The 18,951-nt window shown below is 65.5% G+C and carries 17 protein-coding genes; 9 read left to right on the top strand and 8 right to left on the bottom strand.

Going from position 1 to position 18,951, the window contains the following annotated elements; all coding sequences use genetic code 11:
* The first annotated feature begins 4 nt into the window (after positions 1-4).
* The 6 genes from ACXAJV_RS11010 to lpxB are packed head-to-tail and all read left to right on the top strand — an operon-like array spanning position 5 to position 4,917.
* Complete coding sequence (locus tag ACXAJV_RS11010; protein ID WP_475085307.1) at positions 5-604, top strand: OmpH/Skp family outer membrane protein; 600 nt, start codon at positions 5-7, stop codon at positions 602-604.
* A gap of 13 nt (positions 605-617) precedes the next feature.
* On the top strand, positions 618-1,655 hold the full coding sequence (gene lpxD / locus ACXAJV_RS11015; protein WP_475085309.1) for a UDP-3-O-(3-hydroxymyristoyl)glucosamine N-acyltransferase: 1,038 nt from the start codon (positions 618-620) through the stop codon (positions 1,653-1,655).
* A complete protein-coding gene (fabZ, locus tag ACXAJV_RS11020; RefSeq protein ID WP_475085461.1) occupies positions 1,637-2,104 on the top strand; it encodes a 3-hydroxyacyl-ACP dehydratase FabZ in 468 nt (155 codons plus the stop codon). Before lpxD ends, fabZ begins: the two co-directional genes overlap by 19 nt.
* Positions 2,104-2,895, top strand: coding sequence for an acyl-ACP--UDP-N-acetylglucosamine O-acyltransferase (gene lpxA / locus ACXAJV_RS11025; protein WP_475085310.1), 792 nt, complete (start codon positions 2,104-2,106; stop codon positions 2,893-2,895). Before fabZ ends, lpxA begins: the two co-directional genes overlap by 1 nt.
* Positions 2,888-3,745, top strand: coding sequence for an LpxI family protein (locus ACXAJV_RS11030; RefSeq protein WP_475085311.1), 858 nt, complete (start codon positions 2,888-2,890; stop codon positions 3,743-3,745). Before lpxA ends, ACXAJV_RS11030 begins: the two co-directional genes overlap by 8 nt.
* Entirely contained in the window at positions 3,742-4,917 is a 1,176-nt protein-coding gene (gene lpxB, locus ACXAJV_RS11035; RefSeq protein WP_475085312.1) for a lipid-A-disaccharide synthase, read from the top strand. The genes ACXAJV_RS11030 and lpxB overlap by 4 nt, the downstream gene beginning before the upstream one ends.
* Positions 4,918-4,965: 48 nt before the next feature.
* On the opposite strand, the gene gltA is transcribed toward lpxB, so the two are convergent.
* A complete protein-coding gene (gltA, locus tag ACXAJV_RS11040; protein ID WP_475085313.1) occupies positions 4,966-6,270 on the bottom strand; it encodes a citrate synthase in 1,305 nt (434 codons plus the stop codon).
* Between the two features lie 27 nt (positions 6,271-6,297).
* On the bottom strand, positions 6,298-7,728 hold the full coding sequence (gene gltX, locus ACXAJV_RS11045) for a glutamate--tRNA ligase (protein WP_475085314.1): 1,431 nt from the start codon (positions 7,726-7,728) through the stop codon (positions 6,298-6,300).
* A gap of 130 nt (positions 7,729-7,858) precedes the next feature.
* Between gltX and ACXAJV_RS11050 the strand changes: the two genes are divergently transcribed.
* Positions 7,859-9,910, top strand: coding sequence for a ComEC/Rec2 family competence protein (locus ACXAJV_RS11050; RefSeq protein ID WP_475085316.1), 2,052 nt, complete (start codon positions 7,859-7,861; stop codon positions 9,908-9,910).
* A gap of 73 nt (positions 9,911-9,983) precedes the next feature.
* On the opposite strand, the gene lexA is transcribed toward ACXAJV_RS11050, so the two are convergent.
* From lexA to ACXAJV_RS11070, 4 genes are all read right to left on the bottom strand, one after another.
* The gene (lexA, locus tag ACXAJV_RS11055) at positions 9,984-10,679 is read right to left on the bottom strand and encodes a transcriptional repressor LexA (protein ID WP_475085317.1); all 696 of its coding nucleotides are present in this window, start codon (positions 10,677-10,679) and stop codon (positions 9,984-9,986) included.
* A 93-nt stretch (positions 10,680-10,772) separates the two neighbouring features.
* Positions 10,773-11,585 (bottom strand): indole-3-glycerol phosphate synthase TrpC, encoded by an 813-nt coding sequence (gene trpC / locus ACXAJV_RS11060; protein WP_475085318.1) that lies wholly within the window; start codon positions 11,583-11,585, stop codon positions 10,773-10,775.
* A gap of 2 nt (positions 11,586-11,587) precedes the next feature.
* Positions 11,588-12,607, bottom strand: a complete 1,020-nt coding sequence (gene trpD / locus ACXAJV_RS11065; RefSeq protein ID WP_475085320.1) for an anthranilate phosphoribosyltransferase — start codon at positions 12,605-12,607, stop codon at positions 11,588-11,590.
* A 270-nt stretch (positions 12,608-12,877) separates the two neighbouring features.
* Positions 12,878-13,468 carry an anthranilate synthase component II gene (locus ACXAJV_RS11070; protein ID WP_475085322.1) on the bottom strand — a complete coding sequence of 197 codons (591 nt, stop codon included), beginning with the start codon at positions 13,466-13,468 and terminating at the stop codon, positions 12,878-12,880.
* Between the two features lie 100 nt (positions 13,469-13,568).
* Between ACXAJV_RS11070 and ACXAJV_RS11075 the strand changes: the two genes are divergently transcribed.
* Positions 13,569-14,576 carry a divergent polysaccharide deacetylase family protein gene (locus tag ACXAJV_RS11075; RefSeq protein WP_475085323.1) on the top strand — a complete coding sequence of 336 codons (1,008 nt, stop codon included), beginning with the start codon at positions 13,569-13,571 and terminating at the stop codon, positions 14,574-14,576.
* Here the strand turns inward: ACXAJV_RS11075 and trpE are convergent.
* Both trpE and ACXAJV_RS11085 read right to left on the bottom strand, forming a co-directional pair.
* Positions 14,562-16,058, bottom strand: coding sequence for an anthranilate synthase component I (trpE, locus tag ACXAJV_RS11080; RefSeq protein ID WP_475085325.1), 1,497 nt, complete (start codon positions 16,056-16,058; stop codon positions 14,562-14,564). The genes ACXAJV_RS11075 and trpE overlap by 15 nt on opposite strands.
* On the bottom strand, positions 16,055-17,992 hold the full coding sequence (locus ACXAJV_RS11085; protein WP_475085326.1) for a SurA N-terminal domain-containing protein: 1,938 nt from the start codon (positions 17,990-17,992) through the stop codon (positions 16,055-16,057). Before ACXAJV_RS11085 ends, trpE begins: the two co-directional genes overlap by 4 nt.
* Before the next feature lie 189 nt (positions 17,993-18,181).
* Between ACXAJV_RS11085 and tpiA the strand changes: the two genes are divergently transcribed.
* On the top strand, positions 18,182-18,931 hold the full coding sequence (gene tpiA, locus ACXAJV_RS11090; protein ID WP_475085328.1) for a triose-phosphate isomerase: 750 nt from the start codon (positions 18,182-18,184) through the stop codon (positions 18,929-18,931).
* Positions 18,932-18,951 lie beyond the last annotated feature (20 nt).

Raw genomic sequence — 18,951 nt, forward strand, 5'->3', positions numbered from 1 at the left:
AGTTATGAAGTTTATCAAGTCTCTCCTTCTTCTTCCGGTGATGGTCGCCGGGCTGGCGGCGCCGGTGCTGGCTCAACAGCCCAACATCGCGGTCATGAACGAGGAACGTGTGCTGCGCGAAAGCTCTGCTGGTCAGCACATCCAGACGCGCATGCAGGAAATCGCGCGGGAAATCGATGCCGAGCTGACCGCCATGGGGCAGCCGATCCAGCAGGAGACCGAGCGTTTGAACGCGGAAACTGCATCCATGACGCCGCAGGCCATCCAGCAGCGTCCGGACCTGATGCAGCGTATCGAAGCACTCAATCAGCAGGCCCAGCAGTTCGAACTGGCCCGCCGTGCACGCCAGCAGGAAATCGTCCAGACCGAGCGTCAGGCGATGCGCCCGATCTATGATGCTCTGGGGCCAATCCTGGAAGCCGTCGTGGCGGAACGCGATATCGACATCCTGGTTGATCGCGCCAACCTCGTTTTCGCGTCGCCGGACGTCGATATTTCCGCCGATGTGATCAGCCGCCTCAACACTCAGGTGCCGACTGTCACCGTGACGCGCGTCCGCGTGTCCCAGGAAGCGGCGGCCGGGGCTGGCCAGCAGCAGCAATAAGACGGCACGGACCATGGCCGATCCGCGTTTCTTCGACGGACTTGGACCGCTGACACTTAACGAGATCGCCGCGCTTTCGGGTGCGGCGATTTCCGATTCTGCCTTCGGTTCACGCACTGTGTCTGAGGTCGCGCCGATCAGCGAGGCCCGTCCGGGGTGCCTGTGCTATCTGGAAAACGGGCGCCTTCTCAAAGCCTATCCGGACATCCGTCTGGACGATGTGGTGATCCTGGCACCAGCCAGCCTGGCTGATGCCCTGTCCGAACGCGGTGCCAAAGTGCTGGTGCACGAACAGCCGCGGGCGGCATTCGGCCGCGCGGCTGCCGGTCTCTTCCGCCCGCGTGAACTGTCAGCCGACCATGCGATCGACCCGTCCGCGCGCATCGCGTCCGGCGCCCGTCTGGGCGTGGGCGCGGTGATCGGCGCTGACGCAGAGATCGGCGAGAATGTCACGATCGGGCCGGGCAGTGTGATCGCGCCCGGTTGCCGCATCGGCGCGGGCAGCCGTATTGGTCCCCGCGTGATCATTCAGTGCGCGGATCTGGGCGAGAACTGCAACATTCTTTCAGGAGCCGTGATTGGCGAGACAGGCTTCGGTGCCGCAGTATCCAACGAAGGTCTCGTGGATATGCCGCATCTGGGCACGGTCGAGATCGCGGCGTCGGTGACGATCGGTGCCAATAGCTGCGTTGACCGGGGCCTGTTCGGTCCGACGCGGATCGGGGAGGGCACCAAGATCGATAATCTCTGCCATATCGGTCACAACTGCCTGGTCGGCCGCAATGTCGCCATGGCCGCCTTTGCCGGCGTTTCGGGCAGTTGCGTGATCGAGGATGATGTAATGTTCGGTGGCCGGGTCGGCCTGCAGGACCACATCACAGTGGGCAAGGGTGCGCGGATCGGTGGAAATTCGGCCGTCGCGCAAAACATTCCGGCTGGCGAAACCTGGATGGGCGATCCCGCCCAGCCGTTGCGCCAACATCTGCGCCAGGTCTCCGAAGTGCGCCGCCTGGCCCGGCGCGATACAAAAACATCGAAGAAGAAGGACTGACCGGCGTGTCCGACCGGATTGAACACAACGAAATCCTGAAACTCCTGCCGCACCGTTATCCTTTTCTCCTCATCGACGCTGCCGAGGACTACCGGGCCGGCGAATCGATCGTGGGGCTGAAGGCCGTGACGGCGAACGAGCCCTTCTTTCCGGGGCATTTCCCCGGTAATCCGGTGATGCCCGGCGTGCTGATGATTGAGGCGATGGCCCAGGCCGGCGCTGTGCTGATGTACAAGACGCTGCAGGCCGCCCCCGATTCGGCGACGGTCTATTTCATGGGCGCCGACAAGGTGCGGTTCCGTTCGCCGGTCCGCCCCGGAATGATGCTGCGCATGCCGGTCTCGGTGACCGCCGCGCGCCACGGCGTCTTCAAGTTCAAGGGCGAGGTCTTTGCCGACGGCGTGCGTGCCGTGCAGGCGGAATTCGCGGCCAAGGCGGTGGAACACTGATGAGCGCGACCATTCATCCCACAGCAATTGTCGACCCGGCGGCCCAGCTGGGCGAGGGCGTGGAGATCGGTCCTTTCTCGATCGTCGGTCCGAAAGTGAAGCTGGGCGATCGTGTGCGGCTGATGTCGCATGCCACGATTGCCGGCAATACGACGCTGGGCGAGGATTGCGTGCTCTATCCGGGTGTCCATCTCGGTCATCCGCCGCAGGACTTCAAATACCAGGGCGAGGACACGCGGCTCATTCTCGGCAAACGCAATATCCTGCGCGAGAATGTCACCATGCATCCCGGTACCACATTCGCACGCAGCCAGACGGTTGTGGGTGATGACGGCTATTTCATGGTCGGCTCGCACGTTGCCCACGATTGCATCGTCGGCGACCGGGTCGTGTTCGCCAATTGCGCGGCCATCGGCGGTGAAACCACGGTGGCCGACCACGTGATCCTGGGCGGTTATGCCGGCATCCACCAGAAGAGCCGGATCGGCCGTCATGCCTTCGTCGGCGCCATGGCCATGGTGACAGCGGATGTCATCCCCTATGGCTCGGTGATCGGCAATCACGCCCATCTGGCGGGGCTGAACGTGGTCGGGCTGAAGCGCCGTGGCATGCCGCGCGAGACCCTGCGCGATCTGCGCGCCGCCTATCGATTGCTGTTCGCCCAGGAAGGCACGTTCGAGGAGCGGGTCGACGATGTTGCGCACACTTATCGCGACAATGCGCCGGTGATGGAGATCATCGGTTTTATTCGCGAAGACGCAAAACGCTCCGTCTGCATGCCTCATGACTGACACGCAGAGCGCGGCATCCTGGACCCGTATCGGCCTGATCGCCGGCGGTGGCGGGCTGCCGCGTGAAATTCTCAATGCGCTCGACCCGCAGTCGGTTCTGGTGATCCGGCTGAAAGGCTTTGCCGACGACCCTTTCGACGATATCGGGCATGTCGAGCATTCGGTCGGCGAAATCGGGGCGATCACACGGTCACTCAAATCGGCCGGATGCGATGCGGTTTGCTTTGCCGGCTATGTCACACGGCCCGACTTCAAGGCGCTGCGCCTGGACGGGGCCGGGCTGAAACTCCTGCCGCGCGTGCTGGCGGCAGGACGCAAGGGGGATGATGCCATCCTGCGTGTGGTGGTCGAGGCTTTCGAGCGCGAAGGCCTGACGGTTGTCGGTGCTGACAGCCTGCTCACCCGGAACCGCCTGGAGGCGGGGTGTCTGGGGAAGGTCGAGCCGGATGCCAATGCCAAAGCCGATGCCGACAAGGCGATGCATGTCGCCGCCGAGATCGGCCGGCTGGATATCGGCCAGGGCGCCGTCGTTGCCGATGGGTTGATTCTGGCCGTCGAGGCCCAGGAAGGCACGAATGCGATGCTCGAGCGTGTGGCGGGTCTGCCTGCCGCGCTGCGCGGATCGCGGGCTGAGCGTCGTGGCGTGCTCGCCAAACGGCCCAAGCCAATCCAGGAGCGCCGGGTCGACATGCCGGTTGTCGGGGTCGAAACGGTGCGCCTGTGCGATGCGGCGGGACTGGCGGGTATCGTGCTGGAGGCGGGCGGAGCGCTGGTGGTGGATCGCGAGGCGGTGATCCGCGAGCTCGACGCGCGCGGCCTTTTCCTGGTGGTGAGGGACGCCGACGCATGACCGGCACGCCGCTCATTTATGTGGTTGCAGTCGAACGGTCCGGCGATCTTCTGGGCGCCGCCCTGATGCGCTCCCTTAAGGCGAAGACCGGCGGCGAGGTCCGCTTTTCGGGCATTGGCGGGCGAGCCATGGCCGAGGAAGGCGTGAGTTCGGCCATCGACATCTCCGACCTTGCCATTTTCGGCTGGATAGACGGGCTGATGGCCTACAAGCGCGTGAAGGCGGCCGTGGCGGCCAGCGTCGAGGATATCCTGAAGGTCAAGCCCGATGCGGTCGTGCTGATCGACAGCTGGGGCTATACGCTGCGCGTGGCCCAGGGCGTGCGGGCGGCCGATCCGTCCATCCGGCTGATCAAATATGTCGGACCGCAGGTCTTTGCGACACGGCCGGGCCGGGCAGCGACCCTGGCGGCGACGGTCGACCGGCTGTTGACGATTCTCGATTTCGACGCGCCCTATTATGAAGCCCACGGCCTGCCGGTGACCTTTGTCGGAAATCCCACGCTGGAACGCCTGGAAGCGGGTGATGGCGCGGCCTTCCGTGCCCGGCACACCCTTGCGGCCGATGCCCCGGTACTGACCGTGCTGTTCGGCAGCCGGACATCGGAAATCAGGCGCATGTTCGGACCGTTCGCCCGGGCGGTGGCGCGATTGCGGCAGCGCTATCCCGGACTGTCGATCGTCATTCCCATTGCCGATCCGGTCGAGGCCGATCTGCGGGCGCGCCTGGAAAACGCGCGCTGTTTCGACGGTGCCGTCCTGGTCGAGGAGAGCGAGAAGGCCGACGCCTTTGCCGCGGCGGACGCGGCGCTGGCCTGTTCCGGCACCGTGGTGACCGAGCTGGCCACGGCCGGTGTGCCCACCGTGACGAGTTACCGCCTCGGCTGGATCACCTGGGCGCTGGCCCGCGCCTTTAACCTGATGAAGGCGAAATATATCAGTCTGGTAAATATCTCGGCCGATGCGGAACTGGTGCCCGAACTCGTCCAGACCCGGGCCACCGGCGCCAATCTGGCAGAGGCAGTCGGTGTTCTGTTGGACGATGCCGCGCGCCGGGAAGCGCTCTCGCATCACCTCATTGAGACCACGGCGCGGATGCGCGGGGACGGCAGGGCCAGCGATCGGGCCGCCGACGCCGTGCTCGAGACGTTGGACTTGTCGTCCGAACATTAAAAAAGGCCGCTCCGGAGAGCGGCCTTTTCTGTACAGGAAGTCCCGCGTCTAGCGCTTGGAGAAATCCACATAATCGCGCGGCGTGGCACCGGTGAAGAGCTGGCGCGGACGGCCGATCTTCTGGGACGGATCCTCGACCATTTCGGTCCATTGCGCGATCCAGCCGACAGTGCGGGCCAGGGCGAACAGAACCGTGAACATCTCCGTCGGAAAGCCCATCGCCTTCAGCGTGATGCCCGAATAGAAATCGATATTCGGATAGAGCTTCTTCTCGACGAAGTAGTCGTCTTCCAGCGCGATGCGCTCCAGCTCCATGGCGACCTGCAGGGTCGGGTCGTTGCGCACGCCCAGCTCGTCGAGCACCTGGTGGCAGGTGTCGCGCATGACTTTCGCGCGCGGGTCGTAATTCTTGTAGACCCGGTGACCGAAGCCCATCAGGCGGAACGGATCGTCCTTGTCCTTGGCGCGCTTCACATATTCCGGAATCTTGTCGACTGAGCCGATCTGGTTGAGCATGTTCAGTGCAGCTTCGTTCGCGCCGCCATGCGCGGGGCCCCACAGCGAGGCAATGCCCGAAGCGATACAAGCGAACGGATTGGCACCGGACGAACCAGCCAGGCGCACCGTGGAGGTTGACGCATTCTGCTCGTGGTCGGCGTGCAGGATGAAGATCTTGTCCATCGCCTTGGCAAGCACGTCGGAGCCCTTGTAGTCCTCGGCCGGAACGGCAAAGCACTGACGCAGGAAATTACCCGCATAGTCCATGTCGTTGCGCGGAGTGATGAAGGGTTGGCCGATGGAGTATTTGTAAGCGCGGGCCGCGATCGTCGGCATCTTGGCGATCATGCGGTGTGACGCGATGGTGCGCGCCTCCGGATCGTTGATATCGGTCGAGTCGTGGTAGAAGGCCGACAGCGCACCGACCGTGCCGACCATGATGGCCATCGGGTGGGCATCGCGGCGGAAACCGCGGAAGAACTGGTCGAACTGGTCGTGCAGCATCGAGTGCCGGCGGATGGTCCAGTCGAAATTCTCGAACTCGTCGGCCTTGGGAAGCTCACCGTGCAGCAGCAGGTAGCAAACTTCCATGAAGTTGGAGCTCTCGGCCAGCTGGTCGATCGGATAACCGCGGTAAAGCAGCGTGCCTTCGCCACCGTCGATATAGGTGATCTGGCTCTCACAGCTTGCTGTCGAGGTGAAGCCCGGGTCGAAGGTGAACAGGCCAGTTTCCGCATAGAGTTTGCGGATGTCGATCACATCAGGGCCGATCTCGCCACTCAGCACGGGCAGGTCAAAGGACTTGCCGTTGTACGAGAGCGTGGCCGTCCCGTTCGGTTTGGCTTTATTTTCCATCACGTCATCCCCTAGGTTCGCGGCCGCTTACGCGTCCGCCATCATCTGGTCCTTGATCCGATCAAGCGCTTCGTCGCGGCCCAGGAAGGCCATGACCAGCGACAGATCGGGGGCGGGGGCCCCGCCGGTCAGGGCCGCACGCAACGGCTGCCCGACCTTGCCGAAACCGACCTCCTCGGTTTCGGCGAAATTCTTCAGTTCTGCGGCCAGCGCCTCGTCCGTCCAGCCATCCAGATCGCTCAGACGGGTGAAGAGGCGGTAAAGACGCTGCCGGGCCTCGTCGTCCAGGGGTTTGGCGGCCTTGCCTTCCAAGTGGAACGGGCGAGTTTTGAGCAAGAAATAGCTCTGCCGGGCGAGTTCTTCCAGTGTGGCCGCCCGGGTCTTGAGCACAGGCATCGCAGCCAGAAGTCGCTCACGCGTTATCTGGGTATCGGCAATGCGGTCTTCAAGCACATCGAGGAAGGGCATCACCAGTTCGACCAGTCGCGCGTCAGCCGCCCGGCCGATGTGGTGCCCGTTGATATGGTTCAGCTTGTCCAGGTCCATACGGGCCGGCGCCTTGTTCAGCCCGTCCAGCGTGAAGGCCGCAATTGCCTCCTCGTCGCTGAAGATTTCCTGGTCGCCATGGGCCCAGCCCAGGCGCAGGAGGTAGTTGCGCAGGCCTTCGGGCAGATAGCCCATGTCGCGATAGGCTTCCGCGCCCAGCGCGCCGTGGCGTTTGGACAGTTTCTTGCCGTCCTGGCCGTGGATCAAAGGCACATGGGCAAAGACCGGACGCTTCCAGCCGAGTGCGTCATAGATCTGGCTCTGGCGGCCGCCATTTACCAGATGGTCGTCACCGCGCACGATGTGGGTGATGCCCATATCGTGATCGTCGACCACGACGGCCAGATTATAGGTCGGGCTTCCGTCCGAGCGCAGCAGGATCAGATCGTCGAATTCCTTCGCAGCCCAGCGCACCGTGCCCTGGACGGCGTCTTCCAGCACGACATCGCTGTCCGGCGCGCGGAAGCGCACGACGAAGGGCGTATCGGCGGGGGCATCACTGGCCGGGCGCTCGCGCCAAGGCGAGCGCAGGGCACGGCCCTCGGCAAAGGCCTGGTCGCGCAGCACCTGCACCTCTTCGGTCGTGCAATAACATTTGAAGGCCTTGCCGGCGGCCAGCAGTTCGTCGACGACCTCAACATGGCGCGGGGCGCGTTCGAACTGGGAAACGACATCGCCGTCCCAGTCCAGACCCATCCAGGTCAGACCCTCCAGGATCGCGTCGATCGCGGCCTGGGTCGAGCGGGCGCGGTCGGTATCCTCGATGCGAAGATAGAAGGCGCCACCGTGATGCCGGGCGAAGAGCCAGTTGAAAAGCGCGGTACGGGCGCCGCCAATATGCAGGAAGCCCGTCGGCGACGGGGCGAAGCGGGTGCGGATGGGGTTCTCGTTGTTTTGCACGTGCGAATTCATGCTGCGCTGCGGGAAGGGAAAGTCGTGTTAGCATGAATATCAGCTTTTGCGATAGACCGAAGGCTGCTTCGTGCTTCATCTCGCCGCAAGCCTGCCCCGATCGGCGGCAGGCCGCCTTAAAAAGCCGGTATTGAGCAACGGGACTGAAAACTATTTCAGCCCGGCGATCCTGTTCGCGCTCGGACTGGCGGCGGGGGCATCCATGACGCTGGCGACCCCGCTTGCTACCGGCATGCCGATGCTGGCTGGCGTAACCCTGGTGCTTGGCCTTGCCGCTGTTTGGCGTGGCCCGGACCGGTTCCGGCGTTTCGCCTTGCTGACGGCCGTTTTCGCCGCGGGGCTTCTGGCGGGGCAGATGCGGACCGAAGCGCGGATCGCCGGCGCGGCGGTCATTCCCGCGATCGATACGCGTAACGATGTGGTGCCGCTCACCGGCTGGCTTGGCGCGATCGAGCGCAGCGGCAGCGGCCGGCAAAGGCTGGTGATCCGGGTTCCGGCCACGGATGAGAGGTCTGGCTATTCCGTGCGGGTGCTGGGCGAGCCGGGGGAATTGCGGCCCGGCGACCCGGTTTCGTTGGAGGCGGTGCTGTCGCCGCCGCGGCCGGCCGCGATTCCGGGCGGCTATGATTTTGCCTTTCATGCTTTCTTCGCCCGTATCGCGGGAACCGGATACGCCGTTGCACCGGCGCAGCCAGGGCCGCAGATCGAACAGGAGCGGGTCCGGCGTTGGATCGCGCAACTGCGCTGGCGGATGGCCGAACGCATTGCGCAACAGCTTCCCGGACGCTCGGCCGCGCTCGCGGCAGCGCTTCTGACCGGCGACCGTTCGCGGCTGGACCCGGCCGATGTCGACGCCCTGCGCAATGCGGGGCTGGGGCATATGCTGGCGATTTCCGGCATGCATATGGGACTGTTCGCCGGCGGTGTCTTCTTTGCCGTGCGCATGATGGCGGCCGGGCTGGGCGGCTGGTCTCGGCGTCACGATCCTGCCGTTCCGGCGGCCCTGGCGGCGCTGGCCGCCGCGGCGATGTATCTCGCCGTGTCGGGCGGGGCCATCCCGACCCAGCGCGCCTTCATCATGACGGTCTCGGCGCTGGGCGCGCTTCTGGCCCGGCGCCGGGTGCTCTCCTTCCACACGCTGGCCATCGCCATGACGGCCGTTCTCCTCCTGACGCCGGAAGCCGTGGTCACGCCAGGGTTCCAGATGTCCTTTGCCGCCGTGGCTGCCTTGATCGCTGCGGCGCAGGTCTGGCAGGCGAAGCGGCCGCCGCCCGCGCCGCTCGATCCGGGCCGGGGCCTGCGGCAATTTTTCGGCGGGCTGGGCATGACCAGCCTGGTCGCCGGTGTCGCGACATCGGGCTTTGCCGCTTTTCACTTTCACCGCGTCGCGGCCTGGGGGCTGGTCGGCAATCTTATCGTCATGCCGGTCTTCACCCTGCTGGTGATGCCGGCCGGTGTGCTGGCGCTGTTCCTGATGCCGCTGGGCCTGGACGGTGTGCCGCTGGCTGTCATGGGATTCGGGCTCGACCTGGTTCTGACGCTGGCCCACATGGTGGCGGACTGGCCGGGTGCGGAGCGCGCGATACCGTCCGCGCCGGGATGGGTGCTGGCGCTCTATGGCTGCGGATTTGCCATTGCCTGTGCCGCGCGGGGGCTGTGGCGGGCGCCGGGGATCGGTGTGATGCTGGTCACGATCGCGATCTGGGCGAGCGGGCCTCGTCCGGATCTCTTCGTAACGCGTGACGGCGTCGTGCTGGCTCAGGGGGATGAGGCGGAGGGCTGGGCGGTCAGCGACCGCCGGCGCAGCCGTTTTCCGGTTCGGGTCTTCCTGGAGGCCGAGGGGGAGCACGAGCGGCCGGTCCGCCTGACGCTGGCTTGCGACGATACAGGATGCACCGGCCGCACAGCGGGAGGGACCGTGTTCGCGCTGCTCGAGGGATTGGAGAGCCTGGCAGAGGATTGCCGGTTGGCGGGGCTGATCGTGACGCGGGTGCGCATTCCGGACCACCGGATCCGCACCTGTGCCGCCCGTGTGATCGACGGTAGTGTGTTGGCAAGGCAGGGCGGGGCACTGATCCGGGAAGCGGCGAGCGGTGAGCTCGTCATCAACCATGTCCTGCCGCGCGATACGCGCTCGCCCTGGCACACACGCCGGACGACCCGTCCGGATCGCTTCAGATAGATCGGATCAATTCAGGCAAGGCAGAGGGGCGGCACCCGAACGGCAGATTGCCTCCGGTACAGGCGCTGGCCCGTCAGTGATACTTGCGGATCAGGCCGACCAGCAGGCCCTGTACCTTGACCCGGTCGGGGCCGAAGATCCGGGTCTCGTATTCCGGATTGGCCGCTTCCAGCGCGATCGAGCCGCCCTTCTTGCGCAGGCGCTTCAGCGTGGCTTCCTCGTCATCCACCAGCGCCACGACGATGTCTCCGGTATTGGCGGATTCGCAGCGGCGGATCAGCACGGTGTCGCCATCGAGAATGCCGGCTTCGATCATCGAATCGCCTTTGACCTCGAGCGCGAAATGCTCCCCGCCGCGGATCATGTCCGCCGGGATGGGCAGGCGGTCGGTCTCGTGCTGGATCGCGGAGATTGGCACGCCGGCGGCGATGCGTCCGAGCACCGGGATCTCCACCGTAGTTTCACGTTCGCTGTCTTCCGGCTTGTTGAAATTGGCGCGCACGACATTGGGGCCAAGATCGCCCGGCGGCACCGGCGCCTTGGCGCTGGCGGCGGATTCGGGGAGTTTGAGCACTTCCAGGGCGCGGGCCCGGTGCGGCAGGCGCCGGATGAAACCGCGCTCTTCCAACGCCGTGATCAGCCGGTGCACACCCGATTTCGAGGCCAGCTGCAGGGCAGCCTTCATCTCGTCGAAGGAGGGCGACACGCCCGTTTCCTTGATCCGCTTGTGGATAAAGAGCAGGAGTTCGTTCTGTTTCCGGGTCAGCACGACAGGCCCTCGTCTGGACGAATCCCGACACGATTCACGCCGGGAACAAATCAGGAATTCTGCCGTTTGTTCTATAAGTGTTCCTCAGGCGCGTCAAGCGCCGCCCGGCGGCGTCATGAGCGCACGCGTCGCGGCCGTGACATCCTCCTGACGCATCAGGCTCTCGCCGACCAGGAGCGCCCGGGCGCCGGCCCGCTGCAGACGGCGGGCGTCCCCGGCCGTGAAAATCCCGCTTTCGCCAACCAGGAAACGGCCGGAGCCGACATGTGGGGCGAGGCGTTCGAAGGTTTCCAGCGAGGTCTCGAATGTGCGCAGATTGCGGTTATTGATGCCGACCAGCGGCGCGTTTAGATCGAGGGCGCGCTCCATCTCAGCATCGTCATGGACCTCGACGAGGACATCCATGCCCCAGCGTTCGGCCTCGTCGGAGAGGCGCCGGGCCGTGTCATCGTCGACGGCGGCGAGAATCACCAAAATCGCGTCCGCGCCCAGCATGCGCGCTTCGGCGACCTGGTAGGTGTCGTACAAGAAATCCTTGCGCAGGGCGGGCAGGGCGGCGGCATCACGGGCGGCGCCGAGAAAGACGTCGGCGCCCTGGAAGCTGGGCCCGTCGGTGAGGACGGACAGGCAGGCTGCACCGCCCGCTTCATAGGCGCGAGCGAGGGCGGGCGGATCGAAGTCGGCACGAATCAGCCCCTTGGAGGGGCTGGCCTTCTTGATCTCGGCGATGAGACCCAGCCCGTCAGTGCGGGCGGCGGCTTTAAGCGCGTCAAGAAAACCGCGCACGGGCGCGGCGTCACGGGCTTTCGCCTCGATCTCGGCAAGCGGACGCTCGGCCTTGCAGGCCTCGATATGGGCGCGTTTGTAAGTGCCGATGCGGGCAAGGGTGTCGGGTGTGTCGGTCATGATCAGGCGTCGCCCCGGGAAATGGCAATCATGCGGTCAAGCGTGGTGCGGGCGCGTCCGTCATCAAGGGCTGCGGCTGCCAGGCCGGCGCCCTCGGCAATCGTCGCCGCCTTGCCCGCCACCAGAAGGGCGGCGCCGGCATTAAGCACGACGATGTCACGGAACGGCCCGGTCTCGCCGTCGAGCAGGCGGTTGATGGCGGCTGCATTATAGGACGGATCGCCGCCGCGCAGGTCTTCTTCGGACGCGAGCGCAATGCCGGCCTCGCCGGGATGGAAGTCGAAGGTGTCGATCCGGCCCTGGCGCAGTTCGGCGATATGGGTCGATGCTGTCGTGGTGATCTCGTCCATCCCGTCCGCGCCGCAAATGACCAGTGCGTGTTCGCAGCCCAGATCGCGCAGTGCCTCGGCCATGGGGACCAGCCAGCGGCGGTGATAGACGCCCAGCAATTGCCGCTTCACACCGGCCGGGTTGGAAAGCGGTCCGAGTAGGTTGAACACCGTGCGTACACCCAGCGCCTGACGGGCAGGACCGACATGGCGGACGGCGGAATGGTGCGCCGGGGCGAAGAGAAAGCCGGCGCCGGCCTCGTTCAGCGAGCGCTCGACGCGTTCCGCGCCGCAATCCAGATCGATCCCGAGGGCGGCCAGCACGTCGGAGGAGCCGGATTTGGAGGAGGCGGCGCGATTGCCATGCTTGGCGACAATGGCGCCGGCACCGGCGGCCACGATCGCGGCGGCGGTGGAGATGTTATAGGCGCCCTTGCCATCGCCGCCCGTGCCGCAGGTATCGATGGCGCCCTCCGGCGCGGTGATCCGCGCCATGCGAGCGCGCATCACGCGTGCCCCGGCGGTGATATCGGCGGGGCTCTCGCCCTGGGAGGCCAGCCCCATCAGGAAGCCGGCAATGGCCGGATCGGAGGCTTCGCCATCCATCAGCTCGGCAAAGGCGCCGGCGATGGCGTCATGGGACGGGCGTTCGGCCCGGCTGAAAGCCTGAAGGCAGGTCGGCAGAAAACGCATGTTGAACAGGGTCCGGTTCGGAAGGTCTCGGGGCAGGGCGGGCAGTCGGTCAGGCCGATGTGCGCCAGCATCCCGTTGCGGCCGCCACGTATCGAACGCGCGCTCCGCACATCCACGCGCCGTTTACCGCGCGGGTGGCGGTGCAGACTGAAGCGGAGGATGTGGAACAGATCGGCATACGTGTTTGAAGACCGGTGATGAACTTCGCGAACCCGTTGCGAATAGCGTGCACAGGCGGGCGAGGCAATCGCCAGCCGCGCCGGAGCACACCTAGGCTGCAGCCGCGTGCGGCTTGCGCGTCATGGCCAGGAAGTTGGCCAGGAGATCATGACCGTGTTCCGAAGCGATGGATTCCGGGTGGAACTGCACGCCATGCACGGGCCGTTCGCGGTGCGCCAGCCCCATGATCTCGCCATCGCTAGTGCGCGCCGTGACTCGCAGTACGTCCGGTACGCTGTCGGGCTTCACGGCGAGCGAATGATAGCGTGTCGCGGTGAAGGGATTGGCCAGCCCGGCAAACACACCGGTTCCGTCATGTTCGATCGGGCTGGTCTTGCCGTGCATGATTTCCATCGCCGAGACGATTTTGCCACCGAAGACCTGGCCGATGGATTGGTGGCCCAGGCAGACGCCCAGGATCGGCAGGTCGGCCGGCGCTTTCTCGATCAGTCCCAGACAGATGCCGGCGCGATCAGGATCGCAGGGGCCGGGCGAGAGCACGATTCCTTCCGGGGCAAGCGCCAGCGCTTCCTCCACGGACATTGCGTCATTGCGAATGACGCGAGTCGTGGCACCCAATTCCTGGAAGTAGTGCACCAGGTTGAAGGTGAAGCTGTCATAATTGTCGACGATCAGAAGCATGGTTTTCTCCGGTTGGCGGAAATCTAGGCGGTCCGGCCCGTGGCGCCAATCCCGCGGGCTGTTTAACGCCGGTTTAAGCCCTTTGGAGCGTGGTTAACGCATGAAACCCGATGAGCGCCCCCTGATTCGCAGCGCAAGCTCTGCCGTACCGGCCTTTGCCGGTGCGCTTGTGGCGTCTGCCTATCTCGTTGGCGCTGTGGTGTTTTCCTTCGCCAGCCAGTCCGGTGAACCGGATGCGGGGGTGGCGGAGCCGGCCGTTGCCGTTGCGGATGCCACGGTCGTGATTCGCGACCCTGCCCATGCGCAGGGCGGTGCCAAATCGGGTCGGACATCCGACACCGCACGGACTCCCATCCCGCCGGCGATCAGCAATATCGACGCCGTCGACGCTTTCCTGCCGGCCGGACCGCGCCTGGCGATCGTGATCGACGATGTCGGGCTGGACCTGGCGGCCGCGCGGCGCGTCATCGCGCTCGATGCCGGAATCAGCATCGCCGTTCTGCCCTATGCCGATGCAGCCGCGGCAGTGTCTTCCGAGGCCTTCACTGCAGGCCATGATGTCCTGTTGCACATGCCGATGGAGCCCGTGGGACTGGCCGATCCGGGACCGAACGCCCTGCGTCTGGGCATGAGCGACAGTGATCTTGAGGCCCGGATCCGCTGGGCGATGAGCCGCGTACCGGAGGCCGTGGGTCTGAACAATCACATGGGCAGCCGCTTCACCGCCGATCCGCGGGCGATGCGTGTGGCGCTGTCTGCGATCGCCGACCGCCAGCCGCTGTTTCTCGATTCCCTGACGACGGGCGAGAGTCGCGGCCGGGCCGTGGCAACGGGGCTGGGGCTGAACGCGCTGCAGCGCGACATCTTTCTCGACCACGTCCGGACGCCGGCTGAGGTTACCGCCCGGCTCGACGAAGCCGAGGCTTTGGCGCGCACGCGCGGCTGGGCGATTGCCATCGGCCATCCGCACGAGACCACGCTGGATGTGCTGGAAGCCTGGATCGCGGATGCGCGGGAGCGGGGTGTGGAATTCGTCACCGTGACGACCCTGTCCGACCAGATCGCCCGCACCGTCACACCGACGGCCGATGCCTCAGCCCTGCAGTGAGTCTTCCGCGGCGCGGAACAGTGCAGCGGCCTTGTTGACGGTTTCCACCCGTTCCGATTCCGGATCGCTGTCGAGCACGACACCGGCTCCGGCCTGGACGTGAATCCGCCCGTCCTTCACCACCGCCGTGCGCAGCGCGATACACGTATCCATGCCGCCATCGGCCGAAAAATAGCCCACCGCGCCGGAATAGATGCCGCGGCGGTGCGGTTCCAGCTCGTCGATGATCTCCATCGCCCGCACTTTCGGCGCGCCCGACACCGTGCCGGCCGGGAAGCCTGCGAAGAGGGCTGAGACGGCGTCTTCGCCCTCGGCGAGGTCGCCTTCGACATTCGAGACGATATGCATGACGTGGCTGTAGCGCTCGACCATCTCGCGCGAGGTGATGCGCACCGAGCCGGGTTTGGCGACACGGCCCACATCGTTGCGGCCCAGATCGAGCAGCATGAGGTGTTCGGCGCGTTCCTTCGGATCGGCCAGCATATCGGCCTCGAAAGCATCATCCTCGGCCGGTGTCTTGCCGCGCGGACGTGTGCCGGCGATCGGGCGGACCGTCACCGTTTCGTCGCGCAGCCGGACCAGGATTTCCGGGCTGGAGCCGACAATCTCGAAACCGTCAAAACGGAAAAAGAACAGGAAGGGCGAGGGGTTCAGGCGCCGCAGCGAGCGGTAGAGCCAGAACGGATCCGCGGGGTAATCGGCGGAGAAACGCTGGCTGGGCACGACCTGGAACGCGTCGCCGGCACGGATATAGCCGCGCGCTCGGTCGACGGCCTCGCGATAGGTGGTGTCGTCCTGGTTCGAGGTGCGCTTGCCGAGCGCGCCGACCGGGGCCGGCATGTCCGGCGTTGCGCCGGCGAGCGCATCCAGCGCCATCTGCATGCGTTCCACTGCGGCATCATAGGCTTCGCGGGCGGAATACTCGCCGGGGCGAACCGGGCTGTAGACCTGGATTTCCTGCTTCAGCGCATCGAACACGATCATGACTCGCGGGCGCAGGAGACAGCTCTCGGGCACGTCCAGCGGGTCCGGCGCGGCATTTTCCGGCAGGCGTTCCAGATAGCGCACCATGTCATAGCCGACATAGCCGAACAGGCCCGAGGCCAGCGGCGGTGCGCCGTCGGGCAGGGGGCAGCGCGCATCCTCGATCACGCGGCGCAGTGCCTGCATGGGCGGTTCGTCGACGGGTGTGAACTCGCGGCGGGCTACGGCGAGCCCGCGCGCTTCGGACACCTGGCCGTTACGGCATTGCCAGATCAGGTCGGGATCGAGGCCGATCGCCGAATAGCGGCCGCGCCAGGCGCCGCCTTCCACCGATTCCAGCAGGAAGGTGTCGGCCCGGTTGCGGGCGAGTTTGAGGTAGGCGGCGACCGGCGTCAGCAGATCGTCCACACGCCGGGCCTGGAGTACCGCGGTTTCGCCACGTTCGAACGCAGCGGCGACGGTTTCGAAGTCCGGCGAGACCGTCGCGCGTACGGTCATGGCTGGGTCGTCTGGTCTTGGCCGAGGGCGCGAGCAAAGAGCTGGCGATCGACGGCACCGTCATTCAGCCCGTATTCCTGCTGCAGGGCCTGTTGCAGGGCGATCAGCACGTCTTCGCCCATCTCGTTGGCGAGTTCTTCCTGCATCGTGGCCATCTCGCTTTCGGAGATCGCGCTCGTATCGGCCGGAATGATCTCGTCCACACGGACCAGCGCATAGCTGCCCGTGCCCGCCTGGATACTGTCCCAGACGCCGGGATCGAGACCGAAGGCGCGGCTGACGACATTGCGGCCGAAATTCGGGGCGGTGGCGCTGCGTGTCGTCGTGGTGCTCTCGGTGCGTCCACCGGTCGTCAGGGCGACCACGTCGAGCGGCTCGCCGGCCTGGAGCTGTTCCAGCGCCTCGCCGGCGCGGGCGGAGAGTTGCGTGTCGACCTGGATCTCGCGCCAGCGGGCCTCGGCGACATCGCGGACATCGTCCAGCGCACGCGGAGCCGACGGGATGATCTCGTCGACGCGGACGGTGAAATAATCGGTCTCGTTGTACTGTTCGAGGTCGATAGCAAAGCCCTGGGACTGTTGGAACGCCGTCGCCAGGATATCGGGGCCCAGCTCTGTAAAGCGCTGTATGTCGATTTCCAGGCTCTCATCGCGGCCATACTGGTCGAGCGGGCCGTAGACCTCGATCGGAGTGCCCGACTGGGCGGACGCTTGTTCCAGCGTCGAACCGCTGGCGCGGGCTTCCTCGAAAGCGGCGATCTGGTCGTAGAGTGCGTCCAGCGCGTCGGCGCGGGCGGCTTCCTCGCGCAGCTGGGGCAGCTGCTCCTCGAAAGTCGGCAGCTGCTCGTCTTCCGACATGGTCACGAGGACAGCATTCCAGCCGAACCGGCCCTCGACGGCGGCGGTCGCGCCTTCGCTCATGCCGAACACAGCCTCGGCGACCTGGCTGTCGGGAACCTCATAGGCTTCCACTTCTTCCAGCTCGACCGGTTCGCCCAGGCCCATATCGGCCGCGATTGTTGCGGCGGTCTCGCCGGCTTCCAGGCGGGAGGCGACGGTTTGTGCACTGGCCTCGTCGGAAGCGGTCAGCTGCACGAAGGAGCGGCGGGCCGGCGTGCCCAGCTGGCCGGTCTCGACCTGATAATCATAGGTCTCGCGCAGCATCGTCTCGTCGATCTCGATATCGCGCAGGAAGTCAGCGAGCCGGAAACGGACCAGGGTGACAGCGCGGAATTCCGGTGCCGTGAAGACCGGCAGGCCGTTGCGGTCAGTCATGTCCTGGTTGTTGGCGATGAAACCTTCCAGCTGCTCTTCGGTGGGATTGTCGATCTCATCGGCCGTCGAGGCATCCAGCAGCAGCGCCGTGATCCGGCGGCGCTCGCGGCGGACATCATAGCGCGTCTCGGCGAGGAAATCCGGCGCCGGAACAGAGCCGGCGAGGGCGAAGACAAGCTGCTGACGCAGAAGATCGCCCTCCAGCTCGGAGCGGAATTGCGCTTCGGTCATGCCGTTATTCTGTAGCACGCTGATCATGGTGTTGTAGTCGAACCGGTCGGTGACCGGATTGCGGAAGGCCGTCTGGCGCGCCGCTTCTTCGACCAGCGCGTCCGGCGAGATGGCGAGACCCAGCTCGCTCGCTTTCGCTTCCAGCGCGGCGAAGGTCGTCAGGCGCTGCAGAACCTGCTCGCCCAGACCGAATTCCAGGGCCTGCTCACGCGTGATGTCGGGATTTTCCGTCTGGACGCGCTGCAGCTCGCGTTCGAAGGCTTGCGCGACCTCGCGCACCGAAACCTGCTGATTGCCGGCGACCACGACCGCGGTCCCGCTGCCGGTGAAGATGCCGCCCACGCCTGTAAATGCAAAGGCGAGCACGATGAGAAGGATGATCACCAGGGCAAACGGCGATTTGGCGAAGGACCGGAATAGGGTCAGCATGGTCAGCAGGGCCTCAGATCAATGTCGCGCGGAAGGTAACGGGGCGGATTCACGGTCGCAAGCGCCAGTCGCGGTTGCAGCGCCTGCGGCGCAGCCATCGGGCGCAGGCGCGGTTATTGCCCCGGGCGCCGGAGCCGACTAATCCTCGGCAGGCTCGGGGCAGAGCTGAAGACAGGCATGGGAGGGGTTATGCCGAGACAGAAACTGATCGCCGGCAACTGGAAAATGAACGGTCTCGCGGCCGATCTGGAATTTCTCGACGCAATCGGACCGGCTGCAGTGGCAGCGGATGCCGAGGTACTGATCTGCCCGCCGGCGACGCTGCTTGCGGAAGCCGCGCGCCGGGCAGCGGCTCTCGGGATCAAGGTGGGCGGGCAGGACTGCCATACCGCCGTGTCGGGTGCCCATACCGGCGACATTTCCGCTTCCATGCTGCGCGATGCCGGCGCCAGCCATGTGATTGTCGGTCATTCCGAGCGCCGTTGTGATCACGGCGAGAGCGACAGCACTGTTCGCGACAAGGCCTCTGCGGCGCTTGCAGCCGGGCTGACGCCCGTGATCTGCGTCGGTGAGACGCAGGACGAGCGTGAAGCCGGCCGTGAAGAGGCCGTGATCGCGGCGCAGCTCGCCGGATCTCTGCCGGACAATCCGGACGAACGGGAATTGGTCATAGCTTATGAGCCGGTCTGGGCGATCGGCACCGGACTGACGGCCGAGCCGGAGGATGTCCAGGCCATGCACGCCTTCATCCGCAGTCGGCTGCCCAACCCTTCCCACACACGGATTTTGTACGGAGGGTCGGTGAAAGCGGACAATGCATCGACGCTGCTCGAATTGCCGGATGTAGATGGCGCACTGGTGGGTGGCGCGTCCCTGAAAGCCGATGATTTTATACCAATTATAGAGGCCGGCTGCCGCGAATCACAACCATTCCGGTAAGTGGATTGAAACTTCTTTCT

Source organism: Maricaulis sp. ABE4_448 (assembly GCF_056160825.1).

Coding starts and splice junctions, on each gene's coding strand:
- ACXAJV_RS11010 (WP_475085307.1), top strand. CDS start 5: ATGAAGTTTATCAAGTCTCTCCTTCTTCTTCCGGTGATGGTCGCCGGG.
- lpxD (WP_475085309.1), top strand. CDS start 618: ATGGCCGATCCGCGTTTCTTCGACGGACTTGGACCGCTGACACTTAAC.
- lpxA (WP_475085310.1), top strand. CDS start 2,104: ATGAGCGCGACCATTCATCCCACAGCAATTGTCGACCCGGCGGCCCAG.
- ACXAJV_RS11030 (WP_475085311.1), top strand. CDS start 2,888: ATGACTGACACGCAGAGCGCGGCATCCTGGACCCGTATCGGCCTGATC.
- lpxB (WP_475085312.1), top strand. CDS start 3,742: ATGACCGGCACGCCGCTCATTTATGTGGTTGCAGTCGAACGGTCCGGC.
- gltA (WP_475085313.1), bottom strand. CDS start 6,270: ATGGAAAATAAAGCCAAACCGAACGGGACGGCCACGCTCTCGTACAAC.
- gltX (WP_475085314.1), bottom strand. CDS start 7,728: ATGAATTCGCACGTGCAAAACAACGAGAACCCCATCCGCACCCGCTTC.
- trpC (WP_475085318.1), bottom strand. CDS start 11,585: ATGACCGACACACCCGACACCCTTGCCCGCATCGGCACTTACAAACGC.
- trpD (WP_475085320.1), bottom strand. CDS start 12,607: ATGCGTTTTCTGCCGACCTGCCTTCAGGCTTTCAGCCGGGCCGAACGC.
- ACXAJV_RS11070 (WP_475085322.1), bottom strand. CDS start 13,468: ATGCTTCTGATCGTCGACAATTATGACAGCTTCACCTTCAACCTGGTG.
- ACXAJV_RS11075 (WP_475085323.1), top strand. CDS start 13,569: ATGAAACCCGATGAGCGCCCCCTGATTCGCAGCGCAAGCTCTGCCGTA.
- trpE (WP_475085325.1), bottom strand. CDS start 16,058: ATGACCGTACGCGCGACGGTCTCGCCGGACTTCGAAACCGTCGCCGCT.
- ACXAJV_RS11085 (WP_475085326.1), bottom strand. CDS start 17,992: ATGCTGACCCTATTCCGGTCCTTCGCCAAATCGCCGTTTGCCCTGGTG.
- tpiA (WP_475085328.1), top strand. CDS start 18,182: ATGCCGAGACAGAAACTGATCGCCGGCAACTGGAAAATGAACGGTCTC.